At 71.0% G+C, this 19,597-nt stretch carries 19 protein-coding genes and 1 pseudogene; 11 read left to right on the forward strand and 9 right to left on the reverse strand.

Going from position 1 to position 19,597, the window contains the following annotated elements; translation table 11 throughout:
- The first annotated feature begins 56 nt into the window (after window positions 1–56).
- Both ABZT14_RS19180 and ABZT14_RS19185 read left to right on the forward strand, forming a co-directional pair.
- Complete coding sequence (locus ABZT14_RS19180) at window positions 57–1,037, forward strand: alpha/beta hydrolase (RefSeq protein WP_356304023.1); 981 nt, start codon at window positions 57–59, stop codon at window positions 1,035–1,037.
- On the forward strand, window positions 1,024–2,280 hold the full coding sequence (locus ABZT14_RS19185) for an MFS transporter (RefSeq protein WP_356304026.1): 1,257 nt from the start codon (window positions 1,024–1,026) through the stop codon (window positions 2,278–2,280). Before ABZT14_RS19180 ends, ABZT14_RS19185 begins: the two co-directional genes overlap by 14 nt.
- A gap of 380 nt (window positions 2,281–2,660) precedes the next feature.
- Here the strand turns inward: ABZT14_RS19185 and ABZT14_RS19190 are convergent, their stop codons facing one another.
- Window positions 2,661–4,094, reverse strand: a complete 1,434-nt coding sequence (locus tag ABZT14_RS19190) for an MFS transporter (RefSeq protein WP_356304104.1) — start codon at window positions 4,092–4,094, stop codon at window positions 2,661–2,663.
- A gap of 195 nt (window positions 4,095–4,289) precedes the next feature.
- Here ABZT14_RS19190 and ABZT14_RS19195 point away from each other — a divergent pair, with 195 nt between their 5' ends.
- The 4 genes from ABZT14_RS19195 (at window position 4,290) to ABZT14_RS19210 (ending at window position 8,372) form a co-directional block, all read left to right on the forward strand.
- Window positions 4,290–5,510: a cytochrome P450 gene (locus ABZT14_RS19195; protein ID WP_356304028.1), complete on the forward strand. Its 1,221-nt coding sequence runs from the start codon at window positions 4,290–4,292 to the stop codon at window positions 5,508–5,510.
- 149 nt (window positions 5,511–5,659) lie between these two features.
- A complete protein-coding gene (locus ABZT14_RS19200) occupies window positions 5,660–5,860 on the forward strand; it encodes a ferredoxin (RefSeq protein ID WP_356304031.1) in 201 nt (66 codons plus the stop codon).
- On the forward strand, window positions 5,857–7,140 hold the full coding sequence (locus tag ABZT14_RS19205) for an FAD-dependent oxidoreductase (RefSeq protein WP_356304034.1): 1,284 nt from the start codon (window positions 5,857–5,859) through the stop codon (window positions 7,138–7,140). Before ABZT14_RS19200 ends, ABZT14_RS19205 begins: the two co-directional genes overlap by 4 nt.
- The gene (locus tag ABZT14_RS19210) at window positions 7,137–8,372 is read left to right on the forward strand and encodes a cytochrome P450 (protein ID WP_356304037.1); all 1,236 of its coding nucleotides are present in this window, start codon (window positions 7,137–7,139) and stop codon (window positions 8,370–8,372) included. Before ABZT14_RS19205 ends, ABZT14_RS19210 begins: the two co-directional genes overlap by 4 nt.
- 61 nt (window positions 8,373–8,433) lie before the next feature.
- Here the strand turns inward: ABZT14_RS19210 and ABZT14_RS19215 are convergent, their stop codons facing one another.
- Complete coding sequence (locus ABZT14_RS19215; protein WP_356304040.1) at window positions 8,434–9,675, reverse strand: glycoside hydrolase family 18 protein; 1,242 nt, start codon at window positions 9,673–9,675, stop codon at window positions 8,434–8,436.
- Window positions 9,676–10,484: 809 nt separating this feature from the next.
- On the opposite strand from ABZT14_RS19215, the gene ABZT14_RS19220 reads away from it, so the two are divergent.
- From ABZT14_RS19220 to ABZT14_RS19240, 5 genes are all read left to right on the forward strand, one after another.
- Window positions 10,485–11,372 carry an STAS domain-containing protein gene (locus ABZT14_RS19220; protein WP_356304043.1) on the forward strand — a complete coding sequence of 296 codons (888 nt, stop codon included), beginning with the start codon at window positions 10,485–10,487 and terminating at the stop codon, window positions 11,370–11,372.
- Window positions 11,369–11,770, forward strand: a complete 402-nt coding sequence (locus tag ABZT14_RS19225) for an STAS domain-containing protein (RefSeq protein ID WP_356304046.1) — start codon at window positions 11,369–11,371, stop codon at window positions 11,768–11,770. Before ABZT14_RS19220 ends, ABZT14_RS19225 begins: the two co-directional genes overlap by 4 nt.
- A gap of 71 nt (window positions 11,771–11,841) precedes the next feature.
- A complete protein-coding gene (locus ABZT14_RS19230; RefSeq protein WP_356304048.1) occupies window positions 11,842–12,243 on the forward strand; it encodes an ATP-binding protein in 402 nt (133 codons plus the stop codon).
- The gene (locus tag ABZT14_RS19235) at window positions 12,240–13,247 is read left to right on the forward strand and encodes a SpoIIE family protein phosphatase (protein WP_356304051.1); all 1,008 of its coding nucleotides are present in this window, start codon (window positions 12,240–12,242) and stop codon (window positions 13,245–13,247) included. The genes ABZT14_RS19230 and ABZT14_RS19235 overlap by 4 nt, the downstream gene beginning before the upstream one ends.
- Window positions 13,244–14,479, forward strand: a complete 1,236-nt coding sequence (locus ABZT14_RS19240) for a PP2C family protein-serine/threonine phosphatase (protein WP_356304054.1) — start codon at window positions 13,244–13,246, stop codon at window positions 14,477–14,479. Before ABZT14_RS19235 ends, ABZT14_RS19240 begins: the two co-directional genes overlap by 4 nt.
- Window positions 14,480–15,073: 594 nt before the next feature.
- Here ABZT14_RS19240 and tgmC read toward each other — a convergent pair.
- The 7 genes and pseudogenes from tgmC to ABZT14_RS19275 form a co-directional block, all read right to left on the reverse strand.
- Window positions 15,074–16,216: an ATP-grasp peptide maturase system methyltransferase gene (tgmC, locus tag ABZT14_RS19245; RefSeq protein ID WP_356304057.1), complete on the reverse strand. Its 1,143-nt coding sequence runs from the start codon at window positions 16,214–16,216 to the stop codon at window positions 15,074–15,076.
- On the reverse strand, window positions 16,213–17,175 hold the full coding sequence (gene tgmB, locus ABZT14_RS19250; protein WP_356304059.1) for an ATP-grasp ribosomal peptide maturase: 963 nt from the start codon (window positions 17,173–17,175) through the stop codon (window positions 16,213–16,215). Before tgmB ends, tgmC begins: the two co-directional genes overlap by 4 nt.
- Entirely contained in the window at window positions 17,175–17,447 is a 273-nt protein-coding gene (tgmA, locus tag ABZT14_RS19255) for a putative ATP-grasp-modified RiPP (RefSeq protein WP_356304061.1), read from the reverse strand. Before tgmA ends, tgmB begins: the two co-directional genes overlap by 1 nt.
- A gap of 326 nt (window positions 17,448–17,773) precedes the next feature.
- On the reverse strand, window positions 17,774–18,370 hold the full coding sequence (locus ABZT14_RS19260) for a DUF5753 domain-containing protein (protein ID WP_356304106.1): 597 nt from the start codon (window positions 18,368–18,370) through the stop codon (window positions 17,774–17,776).
- A 48-nt stretch (window positions 18,371–18,418) separates the two neighbouring features.
- A pseudogene (locus ABZT14_RS19265) lies at window positions 18,419–18,625 on the reverse strand (helix-turn-helix transcriptional regulator); the annotation flags it as partial.
- A 3-nt stretch (window positions 18,626–18,628) separates the two neighbouring features.
- The gene (locus tag ABZT14_RS19270) at window positions 18,629–19,162 is read right to left on the reverse strand and encodes a DUF6879 family protein (protein ID WP_356304064.1); all 534 of its coding nucleotides are present in this window, start codon (window positions 19,160–19,162) and stop codon (window positions 18,629–18,631) included.
- Window positions 19,131–19,376 (reverse strand): hypothetical protein, encoded by a 246-nt coding sequence (locus ABZT14_RS19275; protein ID WP_356304067.1) that lies wholly within the window; start codon window positions 19,374–19,376, stop codon window positions 19,131–19,133. Before ABZT14_RS19275 ends, ABZT14_RS19270 begins: the two co-directional genes overlap by 32 nt.
- Between the last annotated feature and the right edge of the window lie 221 nt (window positions 19,377–19,597).

Here is a 19,597-nt window from a genome sequence, read left to right on the forward strand (position 1 = left end):
CTCCCACTGCCCCCCACTGACCCCACCTGACTGTCCACGACCGAAAGGAACTCCGCATGGCCCTCACCGACGAGAACCTGGTGCCCGTACCGGGCATGGCCAGCCGCTGGGTACGGCTGGCCAACGGCGCCCGCGCCCACTACATGACCTCCGGCGACCACGGTCCCGCCGTGGTGCTGCTGCACGGCGGACTGCCCGGCTCCTCGGGGCTGGCCGGTTGGCGGTTCATGGCTCCCTACCTCGGCGAACGCGGCTTCCGGGTGTACTGCCCGGACATGCCGGCCTTCGGTCTGTCGGACCCGCGCGAGGAGTACTGGCCGCACGGCATGGAGGATTTCGTCGACTTCGTGCACGCCTTCGCGGAGGCGCTCTGCCTGGACTCCTTCCACCTGGCCGGCAACTCCATGGGCTGCATGAACACGGTCAACTACACCGTCGCCCACCCCGACCGGGTGCTCAGCTTCGCCCTGATCGCCGGCGACGTCGGGGACGTGGTCCCCGAGGAGGTCAAGCCGCCGGCCGGACAGTTCCAACTCACCGCCTACGACGGCACCCGGGAAGGGATGCGCCGGATGATGGAGGCGATCATCAACTCCGGGGACGCGGTGACCGACGACCTGGTGGAGATGCGCTACCTCTCGGCGGCCGAACGCCTCCAGGCCCACCAGCGGTTCTGGCCGACCCTGCTCCAGTACCGGCACCTGGTGCCCTGGACCGACCCCAACCGGGCGGCCCGGCTCTCCACCCGGGGCCGGCTGGACCGGCTGGACATCCCCGGCATCTACCTCTACGGGCAGAACGACGTGCTCACCCCCGTGGAGTGGGGCCACACCCAGGAGGACCACCTGCCGAAGGTCCAGTTCTTCTACCCCGAGGACTGCGGGCACCAGGGCCAGACCGACCGGCCCGACCTGTTCAACCCGGTGTTCGAGCAGTTCTTCCGGGACGGACGGATCGACGGAACCCTGGCCGACAAGGCGGGCGTGTCCACCCGCCGGCCCGAACTCCCCGTCATCGACCGGCATGACGGTCGGTAGGCAGGGCGTACGAGCACCGCTGGCCACCGCACCGCGTTCCGCGCCCCACGCCGGAGGAGGGGACTGGCGTGGGGTGGCGGCGGTACTCTTCGCCGTCGCCTGGGGCGGCAACTCCTTCACCCCGCTGCTGGGCCTGTACCAACAGGCCCTGGGGCTGGACGAGTTGGCCGTGAACGTCCTGCTGGCCGCCTACGTGGTCGGCATCATCCCCGCGCTGTTCCTGTCCGCCCCGCTGCACCGCCGGCTGGGCCCCAGGAGGCTGCTGCTGCCCCTGGCGCCGCTCAGTGCCCTCGGCTCCCTGCTGCTGGTCGCCGGCAACCGGGGCTATGCCCTGCTGTTCCTCGGCCGGGCCGTCATCGGCCTCGCCCTCGGGGTGGCGATGGTCGTGGGCGCAGTCTGGCTGACCGCGCTCTGCTCCGAGAGGGGCGGTGGCGACCGGGGCGGGGGAGTGGGTGCCCGACGTGCCGCGCTCAGCCTGACCGCCGGCTTCGGCTCGGGCGCGGCCGTCATGGGCGTGCTGGCCCAGTGGGCGCCGGCCCCGACTGCCCTGCCGTACACCCTGCACCTGGCCCTGTGCGCGGTCGCCGGGGTGTGGGTGCTGCGCAGCCCCGACGTCCCACCCCCGACCGAGCCTCCGGGCGGTCCCGCCCCGCCGCTGCCCGCCCGTACGCTGCTGCGCGTCCTCCCGGTGGCCCCCTGGATCTTCGGCTCCCTGGGGCTGGCCTACGCGGTACTGCCCCAGGTGGTGCGGCCCCGGCTGGGCGGACTGGTCACCGTCTACTCCGCCCTGCTGTGCCTGCTCAGCCTCGGGGGAGGCTTCCTGGTGCAGAAGTGGCTGGCCCGGCGCGGGGGTTGGCGTCGACTGTCACCGGCCCCGGTCGGCTTCGCCCTGTTCCTGGCGGTGGTCGCGGTCACGGTGCCGCTGCTCGACGTGCTCTCCCCCTGGCTGGTGCCGGTGTTGTGCCTCCTGCTCGGCGCGGCCTACGGGCTGATGGTGGCCGGCTGCCTGGTCGAGGTGGAGGCGACCGTGCCCCGGGCCCGGCTGGCGCGTGCGGTGTCCCTGGTGTGGGCCTGCGCCTACGGGGGGTTCGCCCTGCCGGTGGCGGTCTCCACCGCGCACCGCCTCCTCGGCTGGGGGAACGGGCTCACCCTGGTCGTGACGGCCACGGCGGCGCTCACCGTGGTGGCCCTCGGCCGCCTCGCCGCCCACCGGACGCCGGCCCGCACGTCGGAGACCGGGTGACCGGGCCGCCTCGGTGGCGTACGGGGAGTGGGTCGCCGCCGGGGCGGCAGGTGACTCGGGGCCGGGGATCGGCTCGATGTCCCGCGCTCGGGGACCGGGTGGATGGGGTGCCCGTATCGGTTCGGGTGGCTCGTGACGGTCTCCGGTACTGAGGGGTGAGCGTGGTGCCAACGGCGCCCCGTCCATGGGGAGTTGGTGCCGTGGCCGGTGCCGGGGCGCCGGGTGGCTCGGGGCCGGGGGTGAACGTCGTTACGGCCGTGCCGCGAGCGGGGGGTCGGCTCGATGTCCCGCGCTCGGGGACCGGGTGGCGCTGGGGCCCGCCCCCCGGCGACGGCTGGTGCTCCCGCCTCGTCACCGGGGGCCCACCTCCCGCGTCGTACTCAGGCTCTGAGGGCCGAGGGGGACCTGGGGTCGGCCTGCTCCTGGGCGGGCGCGCCGTCCGGGGAGTCGCTGTCGCGTACCCGTGCGGCGGGGATCACCAGGGCGACGGCGGCGGACACCACGGCCACGGCACAGCCGACCACCAGGCCGGTCTGGAACCCGGACTCGGAGGTGAGGGTGTGGCCGCCCATGGTGGTGGTCATCTGGGCCAGGAGCGTGCCCATCACGGCGGCGCCGATGGAGGTGCCCAGCGAACGCATCAGGGTGTTGAACCCGTTGGCTGCGGCGGTCTCGGACTGGGGGACCGAACTCATGATGAGGGCGGGTACGGAGCCGTAGGCCAGCCCGACACCACTGTTGATGACCATGATCGACACCATGATCCCCCAGGCGGAGCCCATCAGGGCCAGCGAGACCGCGTAGCCGGCGGCGATCACCAGCGCCCCGCTGACCAGGGTGAACCGGGGGCCCCGGGCGTCGGTGAGCTTGCCGCCCAGGGGGGAGACCAGCATCATGGTGAGCCCGCCGGGTGCCATCCACAGGCCCGAGGCGAGGATGGACTGCCCCAGTCCGTAGCCGGTGGCCGAGGGGAACTGGAGCAGCTGCGGCATCACCAACATGCTGGCGTACATCGAGAAGCTGACGAACACCGAGGCCACGTTGGTGAGCAGTACGCGGGGTCGGGCGGTGGCGCGCAGGTCCACCAGCGGGTCCCTGGTGCGCAGTTCCCAGACCCCCCACAGCAGCAGCACCAGGGCCGAGGAGCCGAACAGGGCGAGGGTGGTCGTCGAGCCCCACCCCCAGTCGGCCCCCTTGGAGACGGCCAGCAGCAACAGGACCAGCCCGGTGCCGAGGCTGAGCGCGCCGGGGGCGTCGAAGCGCTGACCCCGCGCGGTAGCTGGAACCTGGGGGACGGTGGCCCGGATCAGCAGGGCGAGTACGAGGGTGAGCGCCGCCGAACCCCAGAACAGGGCACGCCAGTTGGCGTACTGGACCACGGCGGCGGACAGCGGCAGCCCCAGGGCGCCACCGATGCCCATCGAGGCGCTGACCAGGGCGATGGAGGAGCTGAGCCGCTGGGGCGGGACCACGTCGCGCAGCAGGGCGATGCCCAGGGGCAGCATCCCCATGCCCATGCCCTGCATCCCCCGCCCGACGATCATCGGGACGATGGTGGAGGAGAGGGCGCAGACCACCGAGCCGGCGACCAGCGGTACCGAACAGGCCAGCAGCATCCGGCGTTTGCCCAACATGTCGCCGAGGCGCCCGGAGACCGGTACGCAGACCGCCGACACCAGCAGGGTGACCGTGACGGCCCAGGTCGCGTTGCCGGGGGTGGTGTCCAGCAGGCCCGGCAGCTTGGGCAGCAGTGGGGTCACCAGGGTCTGCATGACCGCCGCGAGGGTGCCGGCGAGCGCGAGTACGGCGACGATCCGGCTGGCGCGTGAGGGGTCGACCACCGCCGCCTCGGCGGGTGGTTCGTGGGTGTCCGGTCGCAAGGGTTCTCCTCGGCTGTTGATTGCTTCGGGCAACCGTAAGTCAAGCGCTTGACTTAGATCCAGTCGGGGTATGCACTGGTCCGGCCGGAAGCCCGGCCCGCGAACCAGAACGGCTTGAGAGGACACCTGTTGACCAAGGCCCACGACGAACGACCGCTGCCCTATCCGCTGCGCGCCCCCACCGTGTTACAACCCCCGGAGCCCTGGGCTCCGCTACGCGAACGGTGCCCGGTCGCCCGGGTCACGCTGCCCAGCGGGGACGAGGCCGCCCTGCTCACCCGGTACGACGACGTGCGCGCCGCGCTGTCCGACCCGCGCCTCACCCGGGAGGGCATGGCCCGCCCGGACGCGGCACGGGTCTCCGCCGGCGACTCCGAGGGCGTCTTCAGCAGCCCCATGGCCCGCACCCTCAACGCCCAGGGGCACGAACGCTGGCGGCGCATGGTGGGGCGGTGGTTCACCGCCCGGCGCATGGCCGCCCTCCGGCCCGACATGGAGCGGATCGCCGAGCGGCTGGTGGACGACATGACCGCCGAGGGCGCCCCCGCCGACCTGGTCAGCGGTCTGGCCTTCCCCCTGCCGGTCCACGTGATCTGCCGGATGCTCGGCGTCCCGCACGAGGACCGGGACCGCTTCAAGGTCTGGTCGGACACCTTCCTCAACACCACCCGCTACTCCCGCCACCAGACCGACACCGCCCACCGGGAGTTCGCCGCGTACATGTCCGGCCTGATCGAGGCCAAGCGCGCCCAACCCGGTGACGACCTGCTGAGCCTGCTGATGAGCGGCGCCGAGGGCACCGGCGCACCCATGGAGGACGAGGCGCTGGTAGCCACCGGACAGGCCCTCCTGCTGGCTGGCCACGAGACCACCGCCGGCTACATCGCGCTGATGGTGGCGCACCTGCTCTCCCCACGGCAGCGATGGGAACGCCTGCTGGCCGACCCCTCCCTGATCCGGCTGGCGGTGGAGGAGAGCCTGCGGTTCGACCCCAACGGCGCCCGGTTCGGGATGGTCCGCTACGTGGAGGAGGACGCCGAACTCTCCGGTGGACGCCTCCGCGCCGGGACCACCGTGGTGTGCAGCATGGCCTCGGCCAACCGCGACGAACGGGCCTGGGAGCGGGCCGACGAGATGGCCCTGGACCGCGCGCCCAACCCCCACCTCGCCTTCGGCGCCGGACCGCACTCCTGCCTGGGACAGCCCCTGGCCCGTACCGAACTCCAGGTGGCCCTGGGCGTCCTGCTGCGCAGGCTGCCCACCCTCGAACTGGCGGTACCGGTCGAGGACCTCCGCGCCCAGGAGGGCCTGCTCACCGCGCCGCTGCGCGCGCTGCCGGTCACCTGGTAGGCGGCCCCCTCCCGGTCCCGGGCACCACCCGGGGCGAAGTCCCCTGCCGTACCGGGTCGTTGGCGTGCCCGCGAACGCCGCCCCACCGTCCGTCGAGCCCCCGACGGACAGTCCCGACAGACACCCCACAGAAAGAGGGAGAACGACCGATGAGGATCAGCGTGGACGAGGAGAAGTGCTGTGGAGCCGGGCAGTGCGTGATGATCGCCCCGGAGGTGTTCGACCAGCGGGACGAGGACGGCATCGTCGTCCTGCTCGACACCGAACCGGGTGCCGAACAGGCCCCCGCCGTACGGGAGTCGGCCGAGGTGTGCCCCGCCGCCGCCATCCACCTCAGCGAGGAGGGGTGACCGCCGCGCCACCCCGGAGCGTCCTGGTCGTCGGGGCCTCCGCCGCCGGACTGGGCACGGCGGAGGCGCTGCGGCGCAGGGGCTACGAGGGCCGGCTGACCGTTCTGGACGCCGGGGCGGCACCTCCGTACGACCGTCCGCCGCTGTCCAAGCAGGTGCTCGCCGGCCAGTGGGAGCCCGACCGTGCCCAGCTGCGCCCGCCCGAGGCGTTGGCGGCCCTCGACGTGGAGTTCCGTTTCCGGGAGGCGGCGGTCTCTCTGGACGTGGGACGCCGCACGGTGCGTACCGCCTCGGGCCGGACTCTGCGCGCGGACGTGATCGTGCTGGCCTGCGGACTGGTGCCGCGCGCCCTTCCCGGGGCGGCCGGGCTCGACGGGGTACACACCCTGCGCACCCTGGAGGAGGCCCTCGCCCTGAGGGCGGCGCTGGGCCAGGAGGTGCCGGTCGTCGTGGTCGGCGACGGCGTGCTGGGGTCGGAGATCGCCGCGACCTGCGTCGGCCTCGGTCGGGACACCACCCTGGTGGGGCCCCAACCGGCCCCGATGGCCGACCAGTTCGGCACCCGGGTGGCCTCGGCGCTGGCGGCGCTGCACCGCCGGAACGGGGTACGGCTGGTGCACGGTACGACGGTGACCGCGCTGTCCCGGAAGCGGGGAGCCGTCACCGGGGTGCGGCTGCCGACCGGGGAGACCCTGCCCGCCGGGGTGGTGGTGACGGCGGTCGGCTGTCGGCCGGCCACCGACTGGCTGGCCGACAGCGGCCTGGACCTGGACGACGGTGTCCGCTGCGACGCGCGCTGTCGCGCCGCCCCGGGCATCTACGCCGTGGGTGACCTCGCCCGCTGGCACCACGAGGGGACGGGTACCACGCTCCGGCTGGAGAACCGTACGAACGCCGGTACCCAGGCCGTCGCGGTCGCCGCGAACATCCTCGGAGCGGACCGCCCCTACACCCCGCTCCCGTACTTCTGGACCGACCAGTTCGGGGTCCGCGTCCAGGGGTACGGCATCCCCGGCCACCGGGCCGAGACCCGGGTGATCGAGGGCGACCCGGACGAGGCGGGCGGAGGCTTCGTCGTCCGCCGTGACCTCGACGGCCACCCCACGGCCGTACTGGGCTGGAACATGCCCAAGCGGGCCCGTACCCACGCCACGGCGCTGCTGGGCCCTCGCTTCGCCGCACCCGCGCGCACCGGCCCCCCGTCGCCCGCCCGGCAGAGAACCCCGCGACCCTCCACTCCCGCCACTTCAGCCAGCACAGCCAGCGAAGGACACCGATGACGACCCCGACCCCTGTCGAACCGTCACCCTCCGACCTGCCCGCGTTCCCCGCACCCCGTTCCCGCGCCTGCCCGTTCGACGTCTCGCCCCCGATGCGCGACCTCGTTCCCCTGGGCCCGGTCACCCGGGTCCGCTCCTGGGGCGACAGCACCCCCTGGGTGGTCTCCGGGCACGCCGAACAGAAGGCGCTGCTCGGCGACCGGAGGCTGAGCGCCGACTTCTCCCACCCCGGCTTCCCCAGTCCCGTGGACCCTGGCAGGTCCCACAGTGGTTCGGGCGACCTGAGCTTCGTCGGCATGGACGACCCGGAGCACGCCCGGCTGCGCCGGATGGTCAGCGGGGCCTTCACCGTACGGCGGATCGAGGCCCTGCGGCCGGTGGTCCGCAGGATCACCGAGGAGTTCGTGGACACCATGCTCGACGGGCCCCGGCCCGCCGACCTGGTGCGGGACCTCGCCCTGCCCGTCCCCTCCCTGGTGATCTCCGAACTGCTCGGAGTCCCCTACGAGGACCACGAGTTCTTCCAGCGCAACAGCAAGACCATCGTCTCCTCGGTCGCCGACGCCCGGCAGCGCCGCCAGGCCCACCAGGACCTCGCCGACTACCTCGACGAACTGGTCGGCAGGAAGACGCGGGAACCCTCCGACGACCTGCTCTCCAAGCTCGGACGGCACGTGGCCGACGGCGAGTTGACCCGACGTCAGGCGTCCGCGATGGGCGTGCTGATGCTGCTGGGCGGGCACGAGACCACCGCCAACATGATCGCCCTGGGCACACTGCTGCTCCTGGAGCACCCCGACCAGCTCGCGCTGATCCGGGACACCGACGAGCCGAAGGTGGTGGCCACCGCCGTCGAGGAGTTGCTGCGCTACCTGACCATCGTCCACCTGGGGCGGCGACGTACCGCCACGGAGGACATCGAGGTGGGCGGGGTGACCATCCGGGCCGGGGAGGGGGTGATCCTGCTCAGCGAACTCGCCAACCGCGACCCCGAGGTCTTCCCCGACCCCGACACCCTGGACCTGACCCGGGACGCCCGGGCGCACCTGGCGTTCGGCGCCGGCACCCACCACTGCGTGGGCCAGCCGCTGGCCCGGATGGAACTCCAGGTGGTGTATCCGACCCTGTTCCGTCGGGTCCCCACCCTGCGCGTCGCGACCGGACTGGACGAGGTCCCCTTCAAGGACGACGCGGTGATCTACGGCGTCCACCGGCTCCCGGTGACCTGGTAGCCGGTGGAGCAGCACGACAGGGGCGGGGCCGGTCTCCCGGCCCCGCCCCCGATGTCGTGTCCTACTTGACGGCCTTGATCAGTTCGCCGTCCGTGGTGTCACCGGACAGCTCCCACAGGAAGGTGCCGCCCAGGCCCTCCTGCTCCTTGTAGTCCATCTTCCCCGCGATGGTGGAGGGGGTGTCGTAGCTCCACCAGTCGTTGCCGCAGTGCCCGTACGCGGTACCGGCGACCGTGCCGGTGGCGGGGCACTTGCCCTTCAACTCCTTGTAGTCGTCGATGCCCTGCTCGTACTTGCCGGTGGCCGGGCCGGTCGCCTTGCCGCCGGGCTTCTCGTCGGTCACGCCGGTCCAGCCGCGTCCGTAGAAGCCGATGCCGAGCAGCAGCTTCGAGGAGGGCACCCCCATGTCCTTGAGCTTGGTGATGGTGGCCTCGGTGTTGTACCCGTCCTTGGGGATGCCGTCGTACGAGGTCAGCGGGGAGTGCGGGGCGGTCGGGCCCTCCGCGTCCCAGGCGCCGAAGTAGTCGTAGGTCATCGGGTTGTACCAGTCGACGTACTCGGCCGCGCCCGCGTAGTCCGCCGCGTCCAGCTTGCCGCCCTCGGAGGCGTCGGCCGGGATGGCGGAGGTGATCAGATAGTCCTCGCCGAACTTGGAGCGCAGCGCGCTCATCAGCTTCGGGTACGCCTCGCGCCCGCTGGTGTCACAGCTGAGCCCGCAGTCGTTGGGGTACTCCCAGTCGATGTCGATGCCGTCGAAGACGTCCGCCCACTTGGAGTTCTCGACCAGGTCGTAGCAGGACTGGGCGAAGGCGGCCGGGTCCTTGGCCGCGTCGGTGAACCCACCGGACCAGGTCCACCCGCCGAAGGACCACAGCACCTTGAGGTCGGGGTGCTTCTTCTTCAGCTTGAGCAACTGGTTGAAGTTGCCGCGCAGTTCCTGGTCCCAGGTGTCGGCTTCGCCGTCCACGGACTGGTCGGCGGTGTAGGCCTTGTCGGTGGCCGCGTAGGCGTCGCCCATCGTGCACTTGCCGCCCTGGACGTTGCCGAAGGCGTAGTTGATGTGGGTGAGCTTGTCGCCGGAGCCGGAGGTGTCGATGTTCTTGACGTGGTAGTTCCGGTCGTAGACGCCCCACTCGGTGAAGTAACCGACCACCTTGGAGTCGGCGGCCTTCTCCGGGGCGTCGGAGGTCTGCTGTGCGGTGGCGCTGCCGGCGGTGGCGAGCAGCCCCGCGCCGAGTACGGCGCAACACAGGGTGGAGACCAGCGCCTTGAAGCGGGCGCGGGGCAGGTGCGGTCTGGGCATCGTGTCTCCTCGGGGGAGGGCATGGGGGGACGGTGCGGGGATCCGCTCAGCCCGCGCGGGCGGGCTGACCTCGGACGCCGCCGGGTGGGACGTGGTGCGACGATGACCGGAACTGTAAGAGGACTAGACCAGCGGGTCAATGGTCTGAACCAAGCTGGTGTACGGGGAGGTGGCGCGGGTTCGGGTCGGAGTGCGCGAGCCGTGGGCCGGTGTCTCCGTCGGCATCCCAACGTTCCGACCGTGAGGGTGAGTTGACCCCTCCTTCGGGGCGGGTCGGTCAGAAGTGCGTCTGCGCCTCGACCCGCTCGCGGACATCGGGTGTGCGCGGGGCTGTCGCCGGCCCCCGACCCGGGGGAGAATCGGCCCGTTGGTTCCCGGGGGCAACGGTTTCCGGCCGTCACCAGTGGGGCCCGGGGAGGAGGGTCTTGGCGCGGGCGACCTTGGCGGCCCCGGTGACCCCGGCCGGGCCCACGTGGACCGGTACCCCTCCCGACGCGTGGCCGCTGGGCGTTGGGGCTCCCCGGCGTCCTTCTCCATCTCGGGGCGGGGGTCGGTGTGTGGTGGGGGTACGGATCGGGCGCACGGGGGCGCGTCGTGCCGAAAACGGGTCCTCCCGGTGGATTCGCGACCGGCCGGCTCGACGGAGGGTGGGGATCCGCTTCCAGGAGGTGACAGCGGTGGGCGGGTGGCGGGGGACCTCCGGTTGACCATTGTCGAGGGGCAACCGTTGTATGAGTAGGATCTGTGTCGGCCAGGGGCGGGCCCCGTTGCGGAATGCCACCTGGAAATCCATAGGAGGGTGTTCCTAGATGGCCGTCGAAGAGGGCGAAGAGTCAGTTCTACGTCGCCGACTGACCGAGGTGCTGGCGCACCGACGGCAGGAGACCGTCGACCGCTGGACCCAACTACAGGTGGAACGGTCCGGGATCGAGGCCGGCGCCTTCGAGGAGGACCTGCACGACGAGGCCGAGGCCGTGATCGGAGCCCTCCTGGGGGGCCTGTCCACCGAGGTGCCGACCGAACACGTGGTCCGGGAGTACGACCCGCTGCGGGACGCCGTCACCGAACTGTCGCTGCGGCGCGCACGGGGCGGGGCCTCCCCGACGGACACCTCGCTCGCGGTGCTCTCCCTCAAGGAGGTGCTGCTGGAGCGGGTGCGGGCCGAATTCCCCGACGCCCGGGAGCTGTTGGCGCTCGCCCTGCTGATCAACCGGCTGCTCGACGCGGCCGGTGCGCTGTCCTTCGAGACCTACGCCGAGGGCCGGGAGAAGATCATCCGCCGGCAGAGCCAGCAGCTGCTGGAGGTCTCCACCCCGGTCGTACGGCTGTGGAACCAGGTGCTGGCCGTCCCCCTGATCGGCAACCTGGACACCGCGCGCAGCCAGGTGGTGATGGAGAACCTGCTGGAGTCGATCCAGACCCACGAGGCCACGGTGGCCATCATCGACATCACCGGCGTCTCCACGGTCGACACCTCGGTGGCCCAGCACCTGATGCAGACCGTGAAGGCGGTACGGCTGATGGGCGCCGACTGCGTCATCAGCGGAATCCGCCCCGGAATCGCCCAGACCATCGTGCAGTTGGGCATCGACCTGTCCGGCATCCTCACCCGGACCACCCTGGCCGACGCCCTCGCCGAGGCGATCCGCATCACCGGCCAGCGCCCCGAGGAGGCGAAGGGGACGCGTGCCGCATGACCACCTTCGAGGAACCCCCCGCGACCGTTCCGGTCCTCAGACTGGGTGACACCCTGGTGACGGGGCTGCTCAACGAACTGGACGACAAACGGGCCGTGGCACTGGCCGACGAGCTGACCACCCGTATCGTCGAGGACGGCGCCCGGGGCGTGTTGTTGGACATCTCACGTCTGGAGATCATCGACTCCTTCGTCGCCCGCGCGCTGATGGAGCTGAGTACGATGGCCCAACTTCTCGGCGCGAGAGTGATCGTCGCCGGGATGCGCCCGCCGGTGGCCATCACACTCGTGGAGCTGGGTATCGAACTGACAGGAGTGGAGACCGCGTTGGACGCCGAGGCCGGTATGGCCGCCCTCGGCTGGAGCCGCTCCCTCGGAAACGGCCAAGGCACGACGTGACCGTATCGGAGCCTTCCCCAGAGGCGACGGAATCCGTCGCGCCGCCCTCGGAGGTCGGCGCGGGGACACTGGTGGAGGAACACGTCTACCCGGTCCAGAGCGAGGACGACCTCCTCACCATCCGGCACGCCGTCCGGGCGGTGTCCCGCCAGGTCGACTTCCCCATCGTCGACCAGACCCGGGTGGTCACCGCCGCCAGCGAACTGGCCCGCAACGCCCTCATCCACGGGGGCGGCGGAAGCCTGCACATCCAACTGCTCCACGAGGGCGGCCGGATCGGGGTGCGCCTGATCGTCTCCGACGACGGCCCGGGTATCGACAACCTGGAAGGGGCCCTCACCGACGGGTTCAGCACCGGCAACGGGCTGGGGCACGGACTGGGCGGCGCCCGGCGGCTGATGCACGCCTTCGACGTGCACACCCGCAAGGGCGGTGGCACCACCGTGATGGCCGCCCGCTGGAGCACCCGATGAGTGACCGGATGTCACGGCCGCCGGCGACCGTGCAGATTCGGATCGACCACCACAGCGCCGTGCACATCGCCGCCACCCAGGCCAGGGGCCTGGGCGAGCGCCTCGGACTGACCGGCGCCCGCCCGGACCAGGCGGCGACCGTGGCGAGCGAACTGGCCACCAACCTCGACAAGTACGGGCGGGAGGGCATCGTCTACCTCCAACCCCTGCCCCTGGGCGAGGGATTGGAGATCCTGGCCGTCGACCGGGGGCCGGGAATGTCCGACCCCGGGCTGTGCCTCACCGACGGCTACACCACCTCCGGCACCCTGGGCACCGGCCTGGGCGCCGTCCGGCGGATCGCCAGCGACTTCCGTATGCACTCCCGCCCCCGGGCCGGCACCGTCACGGTGGCGCGGGTCGGCGCGCCCTCCGCCGTACCGCCGCGCGGGGTCGGCGCGATCTGCGTCCCCGCCGACGGGGAGGAGGCGTGCGGTGACGGCTACCTGGTGCGCGAGGACGGACCCACGCGTACCGTCGCCCTGGTCGACGGGTTGGGGCACGGGCCGGACGCGGCCCGGGCGACCCGGCAGGGCCTCCGCGCCTTCGCGGAGGGGGACCCCGAACTGGGCCTGTCGGCCGTACTGGAGTCGATGCACCGCGCGATGCGGCACACCAGGGGAGCGGCTGTGGGAGTGCTGCGACAGCGGGCCGGAGAGCTGGAGTTCTGCGCCGTCGGCAACGTCCGGTTGTGCGTGATGTCCGGGTCCGGCGCCGAACGGCGCATGGAGGCACGACCGGGGATCGTCGGATGGAACATGCCCACACCACACACCCGCGGTACGGCGTTGGGAGTCGAGCAGATGGCCGTGATCCACTCCGACGGGATCGAGGCGCGGTGGACCCGCGACACCTCCCCGCTGTTGTGGGAGAGCTGGCCCGAGACCCTGCCCGCCGTACTCAGTCACCGCCACCGCCGCTCACGGGACGACGCCAGCGCGGTGGCACTGGCGGGTCTGGCATGACCGCCGAGGTCCCCCTGCGCACGCTGACCCAGGTGCGGCAGGCGGTACGCCGCTGGGCCGACCGGCACGGCGTACCGGTGGCCACCCGGGCGCGACTCGCCCTCTCCGCCGGCACGGTGGCCCGCCCCTGGCTGGCGGACGGCCACCCCCTGCTGGTCCGGGGCCGCCGCACTCCGGCCGAGACCCCCGACGGCGGCCGGGAACTGGTCGTCACCCTGGTCACCCCCGGACCGGTACGGGCGGCCACCACGGCCCGACTCCCGCAGCCCGCGCGGCGTACCGGCGAGGGCGCCGCGTGGCACCTGCCCCTGGACGAGGCCGAGGACCCCCGACCCTCCCGGGGAGAGGCGAGGGCCACCGAGGAGGAGTCGCTCGCCCTGGTCGAGGAACTGGAGGCCGTCAACCAGCGGCACCGGCTGGTCAACGACGAACTGGCCGAGACCAACAGCGGAGTGCTCGCCCTCTACGTCCAACTGGAGGAGCGGGACGAGCAGTTGCGACGTGCTCACGGCCTGGTGCTCCGCGAGATCGAGGACGCCCTGCGCCCCGCCCCGCCCGAGGTCCCCGGCGTGGAACTGGCCGTGCACTACGCCCCCGCCGAGGCCGACGCCCCCACCGGGGGAGACCTCTACGACTGGTTCGTACTGCCCGACGGCACCCTGCACGTCACCGTGGTCGACGCCCTCGGGCACGGCATACGGAGCACCCGCAGCGCCCTGAACGTCACCCACTCGGTGCGCACCCTCGCCCTGGAGGGGCACGGCCTGGAGCACATCGTGGAGCGGGTGAGCACCGTACTCAACGACCTGGACCCGGAGTTGATGGCCACCCTGCTGCTGGCCCACCTCGACCCGGCCACCGGGGAACTGCTGCTCGCCAACGGCAGCCACCCGCCGGCCCTGCTGGTCCGCGCGGACGGCGACACCGAGTACGTGGAGGTCTCCGGCCGGGGCGTGGGCTTCCCCGCACCCGGCAGCGACGAGGTGCGCCGCGTCTTCCTGGAACGCGGTGACCTGCTGGTCCTCTACACCGACGGCCTCACCGAGAGCCGACGGAACCCGATCGAGGGGGAGGAACGGCTGGCCGCCTCGGCGCACAAGCACCTGTCCTCCCCGCTGGAGGAGGTGCCGGCGGCCATCGCCGAGGACATGCACGTCGAGGTCTGGCACCAGGACGACACCCTCGCCCTCTGCCTCCGCCGCCCCGAGGGGCCGGTCGGCGGGGCGGGGTAACACCCCGGTCTGACGGGGTGGTTGGGCGGACCCGGCGGCGAGGCGCTTTCGCGTCCGGCGATGGTCCGTGGCCCCCGCTGATCGCTTCCGCCGGGGGGGCGTCCCGGTCGGTCGGCATCAGATTCTGTACATCGAGCCTTCCGCCACGACGTAGTGGCACTTCTCCCCGACGAAGCTGAGGAAGCGCCAGTCCTCCCAGTCCGTCCGCGACTGGGGGAAGGCAGCCCGGCACAGTGACCCTGGTCCGGTCCCCGGAGTCCTCCGGGGACCGGACCAGGGCGAAGTTCCCTTCGTCACGGCGCTGTTGGTGTCCCGAAACGTTCGGGAGCCCGCTCGCCCGGGGGCACCTGGCCCTCGGCTCCGGTAGCGCAACGGACGCGTGTGCCTCGGTGGTTTCCCGTTCAGGTCTCGTGAGGGAGTGCCGGGACCCCGAGGCTCTGACGGAATTCCGGCGGGAGGCACTGGGCGTCTTCACGCGGTCCCAGCACCAACGGCAGGGCCCCGCTAGGCACTTGGCCGAACGAAGTGCCTTGCGGGGCAACCACATCGCAGACGACACCAGCGCCGGTGCTGCCTGGCCGGCATCGCCGTGCGTCAGATCGGCAGGTCCCAGCCGGGCCCGTCCTCGGCACCCAGCCACACCCGCTGGCCGGAGGCCGACACCGTGATACCGAATTCCTCCTGGTGGGGTTCGCCGGCGTCCTGCCAACAGGAGACTGCCCGCTCGACTCGTTCCCACAGCCGTACCGGCCCGCGCTGCACGACGCTCCACCCTCCGTTGGCGTGGGGCGCCGTCCGGGCGTACGAACCGGTGGACACGTCCCAGAGAATCTGTTCCGCTCCCGCCCCCAGGCGCTCGGCCGAGGGCGCGGCGAGCTGAGCGACCCAGCCTCCGGTCCAGTTGTCGAGCTTTGCAGGGTCGATCTGGCTCGGGCGCTCCTCACCGGGCAGCAAGGCCAGCGTCGGGCGGGGCGGCCTGTCGTGGGGTCGGGCGATCATGAAGCTGGTGTATCCGGGCAAGAACCGGCCTGTGGCCTGGCCAGGGCCGGTGACGTCGAGCAGAACGAGTGCGCTGGCGTAGCTCCACCCCGACAGGGTGACCAGGATTCTTCCGCCCGGCCTCACCTGGTGTAGCCACGGGAGCGGGACGTACCGGACCGAACAGGTGGCGATGAGTCGGTCATACTGCCCGCCGCCGGGGTCGCCACGCAGTCCGTCGCCGATGACCAGCCGGGGAGTGAAACCGGCGGCCCTGAGTGCCGCGGCAGCGGCCTCGCCCACCGTGGGGTCGTACTCGACGCTGGTGAGGTTGGCGTCTCCGAGATGATGCGCCCCGAGTGCGGTGGAGTAGCCCGTACCCGTGCCGATCTCCAACACCCGGTCTCCGACCTCGGCGCTGAGTTGGTGCCACATACGCAACACCAGCGACGGAAGGGTGGAGGACGACGACGGAGAGCCCGACACGGACTCCGCGGTGACGTCCTCCGGCCGGGTCCGGCCGTCGAGTTGAGTGATCAGCGTCTCGTCGCAGTAGATCCCCTCCAGCCACCCGGGGTCGCCCGCGCGGACAGGACGGTAGCTGGTGGGGACGCTGCCCGGCACCGCCTGGAAGTAGGCGTCCGTGAACAACTCGCGGGGTACTGCCCTGGCCGCTTTGCTCCACCCGGGCTCTCTGAGGACGCCCTCCTCGGTGAGCCTGTCCACGAGGGCGGCGCGGAGCCGGGGCGCTGTACTCATGTGCCAGGGCCTTTCTCCAGTTGGTCGGCGATGGCGAAGGCGATGGCCGTAGTGGTCTCGGCCGACTGCCACGCCCATTGGCCGTTCGGGTTGCACTCAAGGAAGTACCACTCGCCAGAGGCGGTTACGGCGAAATCGAACGCGCCGTAGATCAAACGGAGTTCGGTGAGGTACGCCGTGATCGGGTGCGCCACGGACGCCGGCACTTCGATCGGTTCGCACGTCATCAGGTCCTGGCGGTAACGCCAGTCGAGGTCCGGGCTGTCGATACGCGTCCCGAACAGGCGGTTGCCCACCGCCGTCACCCGTGCGTCGAAAGCCTTGTCCACCTTGGCCTGGAACAGGTGGGGGCACACGGAGACGGCTTCGGTGATCTCGGCCTCGCGCACCTTTCGAACCCACACGCTGTGTGGCTGGTCGTCCACGCGATACCTGGTGTTCCACAGTGGCTTGTAGACCACTTCGCCACGGTGCGACGTGATGAACTCCCTCGCTTCTTCCGGGTCGTTGGTGATCGTGGTGTCGGGCACCAGGAAGCGGCAACGTTGCGCGGTGGAGAGTTGTGACGGCTTGAACTCGGCAGCCCGGTTGTTCCACGGATGGTTGACGTAGCGCGCCTCGGGCAGGGACGCGAGGATTCCTCCCGCACCCCACAGCGCCTGTTCTGCTGCGAACCGACGGTCCTGGCCGTCCAACCCGGGTGGGCCTTCGTAGGGCGAGGGTCTGCGCACCCAGACCGACCGAACCCGGGTGGTGTCGAGTTCCCGGCTTGTGGTGCGCAAGGTGCCCCACTGCCTGTTCGCGCGGTACGTGGCCGTCAGTGAAGCACCCGTATGCAGGTCAGTGCCGGGGTCGAGGCGCACCACGGGAACACGACGTCGGGCGAGGAGGTGTAGCACCACGTCCGCTGTCACGTCGTAGGGGTTGGTCAGCACCAGTACCGACCCGCGCTCGTCCATCAGCCGGAGCTCTGATCCTGATCGTAGGACTCGGTACTGTCCGTGTCGGTCGCGCCGCCCGGTCCTGCCCCGTCACCGGGGGCCGTCGTAGTGGGAGTCAGCCCGCTCGTGCTGGTGCCGTGACTGCCCAGTTCGACCTGCCGACCGTGTTGATCTCTGATCACCGCGACCTGTGTCTCCGGGTCGATCACGGGCGTGTACCGCGGAATGGTGGTGGTGGCCGTATACGGGCCCATTCGGCGCGTGCCCCACGGTGCGGGCGTCTGCGTCATCTCCTCCGTGCCTCCGTTCCTGGTGGTGCTGACAGTCCGACAGCTCGGACCGGACCGCGACACTGTCCATCACGTCCCGGCGGTTCGACCTGTTCGGGGCCGGCCGCTCTCGGCTGGTGCGGTGGCCCGTCCCTCTCACTGGGTCTGGGTGATCAACGCGAAGGGAGGAGGGCGGGAGAGTGCAGAGGGCCAGCGCGGTCAAGATGGGCGACCTGGTAGCGGCTTCGGACCTTCCTCCGTCTCAGCGGTGTCCCGGCTGACGACACCACGTTAGGGACGTCATGGTCCCGACACCGAGCCTGTTCTATGTTGTTGCACGCGAATTCTCAGCCCAGAGCCTCAAGGGCCTCTGACACCAGTGACCGGGCGTCCGCGCCGTAGACGGCCAACGCGCGCAGGTCCGTCCACGCCCTGACGTACATGCCGACCTCACTTGGTGCGGTGAGCGTGATCTGGGCCGTGAGCAGTTCCACATGCACACGCTGGTCGTCGAAGACGTCGAAGGTCTCGAGAGTCCACATTCCCCGTTCCCGTACGGAGAAGGGGATGATGCCCAGGGAGACGGCGGGAAGGGACATGATCGACAACAGGTGCCCCAACTGCCCTGCCATGGCCTCGGCTTCGCCCACCTGGTACCGCAGGACGGCTTCTTCCACGATCAACGCGAAGCGGTGTGTTCCCTCGTGCAGCACGCGGGCTCGGGCCATGCGGGCATCCACGGCTTCCGTCGTGTCGTCGGGGGTGCCGTGAAACCGGCTGATGGACGACAGCAGTGCCGCGGCGTAGGCGGGCGTCTGGAAGAGGCCGGGCACGACGTGTGAGGCGTAACCACGGTGCAGTCTGGTGCGCTCGTACAGGGGGAGTCGGGCCTCCTGTAGACGGCGCAAGCCGGTGCGCTGTAGTCGTTTCCATTCCAGATACATGGAATGGGCCGTGCGGGAGGCCGCCACTATGTCGGCTACCTGGTCATCCGCATCGCAGGCGGCGCACCACGCTCGGATGTCGGCGTCGGACGGGGGTGTGCGAGCGCTCTCGATACGAGAGGTCTTGGACTTGTGCCAGCCGCAGCGCGCGGCCAGCTCATGCCCCTTCAGGCCGGCGTCCAGGCGCACTTCACGGAGCCGTGCGGCGACGGCCTTGCGCGCGCTCTCGACACTTGATGACTGGTACTGGGGCATGAGTCAGCGAGGTGAGACGGAGAACCTCTCGTGCGGGGTAGCTCGTTGCCAGATGGCCTCGAACGCCTCACCGAACTTCTCGATCACGGACGGGTCGTGGCACATCTCGTTGCGGACAAGCGCGCCGTCTCCGGCGAAGTGACCGAACCTGATCGACCGGTCATCGAATATCCACAGGTCAGCGCCCGGAACGAGCAGTGTCGCGGCATCGGAGCGTGGTAGCCATCGCACCTGCTCTCCTGCCTCCTGATTGAGACGCGCCACCTCGTACTCGAACCGGATGTACTCACTGACCGGTACGGACACCACCCGCACCCGGCGCATCGTCACACCACGGGCGACTGCCTCTCGCACCAGGTCGGTCCAGGTTCGGAAGTCCTCGACGAACGCGGGTGTGAGCCGACCCTCCCGCTTCCACTCGGCGAACCAGCCGCCGTCGTCATACCCCTCGTAGGTGTCCCGCAGTTCGAGGTGTACGGCTGAGCGGTGGCAGTCCCCGATCAGCTCACTGAACGGTGGAACGCTGCTCGGCTTCATCGCACGCCTTCCTGATCAGCGGCACCATGCGCGCCGGAATACGGATCACCGCCTCGGAGTCGGGGATGTGCCCGACCGTCAGGCATTCCGTTTCCGTGTTCTCATCGGCTTTCCACCCCTGGACCACCAGATCGGCGGACCTCTCGTCCACCCAGACTGTCGGGCAGTTGTCGCCGTTGGTGTTCGGGTCCTTGCCGAGGAACAGTAAGGCCATGAGCGTCACCCCTGCGGTCGCGGTTGCATCTGGTTGCAGAGCGTCGCCCCGCCGAGTGGGCAGCGTGAAGTCCGTGGGCGCGGGCCCAGTTACCGCACACGCCGAGTCGGGCTTGCTGTTTCCCTGACGGCTGCCCGTGACGAGGGCCGTCCGGTCCCCGGAGGACTCCGGGGACCGGGCGGCCCCGATCTGTAGATCACAACACTTAAATCAAGTAACAA

Source organism: Streptomyces sp. NPDC005438, assembly GCF_040606315.1.
GTDB lineage: Bacteria > Actinomycetota > Actinomycetes > Streptomycetales > Streptomycetaceae > Streptomyces.